The organism is Aminobacter sp. P4_H6_2 (genome assembly GCF_056400805.1).
In genome coordinates, this window is sequence record NZ_JBFUKO010000902.1 from 1 (window position 1) to 1,600 (window position 1,600).

The following is a 1,600-nucleotide window of genomic DNA, read 5'->3' on the forward strand; positions in this document are numbered from 1 at the left end:
GATCGCAGGGCGCCTGGATGAGTTCAGCCCCCTCGCTGATCCCGGTTTGCACCAGCTCGCGAACACGCTCCAATTGTTCGGCTGAAACTATGGGGCCCATGTCGACGGATTTGTCCAACGGGTCGCCGACACGCAAGGTGCGCAGGCGCGCGGCAAGCTTGCCATACAGCTTTTCGGCAATGCCTTCCTGGGCCAGCAGGCGGGAGCCAGCGCAACAAACCTGACCCTGGTTGAACCAGATCGAATCCACGATCCCTTCAACGGCGCTGTCCAGATCGGCATCGTCGAACACGACGAACGGAGACTTGCCGCCGAGCTCGAGCGTCAGGCTCTTGCCGCTGCCGGCGGTGCGCTGGCGGATGAGCTTGCCGACTGCCGTAGACCCGGTGAAAGCGATCTTGTTGACGTCAGGATGGTCGACAAGTGCTGCACCCGTTGCGCCATCGCCGGTGATGATGTTGACGACGCCGTCAGGCAGTCCCGCTTCCTGGCAGATCTTGGCAAACAGCAGCGCCGTGAGCGGGGTCTGCTCGGCCGGCTTCAACACCACCGTGTTGCCCATCGCGATCGCGGGCGCCACTTTCCATGCCAGCATCAAAAGCGGGAAGTTCCAGGGGATGACCTGCCCGGCAACGCCAAGCGGCTCATAATTGGCGAACTCCTTCGCCTGAAGCGAGGCCCAGCCGGCGTGATAGTAGAAATGCCGCACGGCGAGCGGGATATCGATGTCGCGGCTTTCGCGGATCGTCTTGCCATTGTCCATGCTCTCAAGCACGGCAAAGAGCCGCGCGTGCTTTTGCAGGTGGCGGGCCAGCGCGTAGAGGAAGCGGGCACGCTCGCTTCCCTTCAGTGCTGCCCAGGCCGGCTGGGCGCGTCTCGCCGCTTTGACGGCCGCATCGACATCGCCGTCGCCGGCAAGCGCGATCTCGGCCAGCGTCTCGCCAGTGGCCGGGGAGGACGTCTTGAAGGTAGAGCCGGACAGGGGCGCCGAAAAGGCGCCATTGATGAACAGGCCAAACCGGCGGTCGTGGGAGTTCAGCCAGGCCAGAGCTTCGGTCTTGCTCTCGGGTGCCGGGCCGTATTCCATCGTTTCGTAGATCTCTCTTACGTTCATTGCCTTCATGCCCCTTTAGACAAGCGGGTGGCGGAAAGAGGCGGAATATGCGCCGGTGACATGATGCTCGAGCTGGCGTTCGATGTCGCCAAGCAGGCTCGATGCCCCAAACCGAAACAGGTCTGGTTCCATCCAGCGGCGCCCCAGCTCTTCCTTCATCAGGATCAGATAGGAAAGCGCGTCCTTGGCCGTGCTGACACCGCCGGCCGGTTTGTAGCCGACAAAATGGCCGGTTCGCTCATGATAGTCGCGAATGGCGCGTACCATGATGAGCGATACCGGCAGCGTCGCGTTCACCGCCTCTTTTCCGGTCGAGGTCTTGATGAAATCCGAGCCCGCCATCATCGCAACGAGAGACGCCTTGTAGACGTTGCGCAGTGTCTTCAATTCGCCCGTGGCGAGAATGGACTTCATATGCGCATCGCCACAGGCTTTGCGAAATGCTGAAATCTCGTCGTACAGTGCCGCCCAGTTCTGGGTGAGCAC

General features: G+C 61.9%; 1 protein-coding gene and 1 pseudogene. Both read right to left on the reverse strand.

Features of this window, described 5'->3' with window-relative positions; translation table 11 throughout:
* The coding region (locus tag AC1DUU_RS31480; protein ID WP_476787222.1) for an aldehyde dehydrogenase family protein at window positions 1–1,114 on the reverse strand (1,114 nt) is incomplete at its 3' end.
* A gap of 15 nt (window positions 1,115–1,129) precedes the next feature.
* Window positions 1,130–1,600 (reverse strand): annotated as a pseudogene (locus tag AC1DUU_RS31485) (deoxyribose-phosphate aldolase); the annotation flags it as partial.